At 74.6% G+C, this 1,282-nt stretch carries 1 protein-coding gene; it reads right to left on the bottom strand.

The features are described from left to right. Positions 1-233 precede the first annotated feature (233 nt). The coding region (locus AC1DYI_RS36015) for a flagellar hook-length control protein FliK (RefSeq protein WP_477208880.1) at positions 234-1,282 on the bottom strand (1,049 nt) is incomplete at its 5' end.

The following is a 1,282-nucleotide window of genomic DNA, read 5'->3' as shown; positions in this document are numbered from 1 at the left end:
GGCCACTCCCGCTCGTGCCCGCGGTGATGGGTCCCATCGCTGGGCGCTTCGCCCAGCGCTCGGCCAGCGCTCGGCCGCTCCGGAGCGGCCGCGCCACCCTCTCGGAGGGCCGAGTCCGGACGTGTTCAGCCCGGTGGGCTGGACACGCCTGACGAGGGGCCGGGCGTCTGGCGCCCGGCGCGGCCTGCAAGGCGTCGGCGGTATCCCGCCACCGGGTGCCCCATGTCGCCGGATCAGGCGACCAGGTCGATCAGCCCGCGCTGGGCCGGCCGGGCGGCGGAGGCGGCTTCGGCATCGCTGCCGGCTCGCCCAGGCGCCAGCCAACCGGGCAGCGCAAAGGCACGCTGGCCTTGCGGGTCGCCCTGGCGGGCGTGCTGGCCGGTCTGGTCGGACACGCTGCCGCCCGAAAGCGACAGCCCGACGTCGCCCAGCGCTTCGGCCAGCTCGGGCAGCGCTTCGGTCAACGCGGCGCGGGTGGCGGCCACGTCGGCGCCGAGTTGCACTTCAGCGCGGCCATCGCGCATGGCGATGCGCACGTCGATCGGGCCCATGTCTTGCGGGTTCAGCTCCAGCGTTGCGTACTGCACGCCGTCTTTCAGCCAGGTGCTCAGTTGCGCGCCCAATGCAGCCGGAAAAGCGGCGCTGCCCGGCGGTGGGGCCAGCGTGGCCTGCGACGGCGGGGCTTCGGGTGTGGGCGTCGGGGCAGCCGGCGCGTCACCGGCGGCACCCAGGCTGGGCAAAGAGAAATCGGCGCCGGCCTCAACGGCCACGGCATCGGCGGCGGCCGCTGTGGCCAGGTTCACCGGGGTGTTGTCCAGCGTGGGCTTCAGGCCGCTGATGTCCAGGCCGCCCTTGCCGGCATCGAGCGCTGTCTGAGCGCCGAATGCGGTGGTGCTGCGGGTGTCGGCCACGGCCTTGTCGTCCAGCCCGGGCAGCGACTTGTCGCTTGCGGCCAGGGCGTGGCGGCCGCGGCCGCCGGCTTCGGCGCCCAGCTTGGCGCGCACGGCGGCCAACAGGCTGGCGCCGCGCAAGGATGCCGCCAGTTCGCCCGGCGTGGCCGGCGTGTCGGCCGGCACGTCCGCGGCAGGCGGCGTGGCGTCGTCGGCCGCGTCCCGTGCAGGCTTGTGCGCTTCGGCGCGCTCGTGCTCGGCCGGGCGCTCGGCGCTGGCGTCTGTGCCGTTCTTGTCTTCGTCCGACGCCGGTTTGGGCGTGGCAACGTCTGTGGTTTCAGGCTCGTCGTTGACGGCGCCTTGCAGCAACTGGGCGAAGGACGCGCCGGTGC

The sequence above is a fragment of the Ideonella sp. P3_A4 genome (assembly GCF_056403075.1).
Note: the sequence above shows the minus strand (reverse complement) of the source record. Positions and strands in the feature narration are given on the sequence as shown.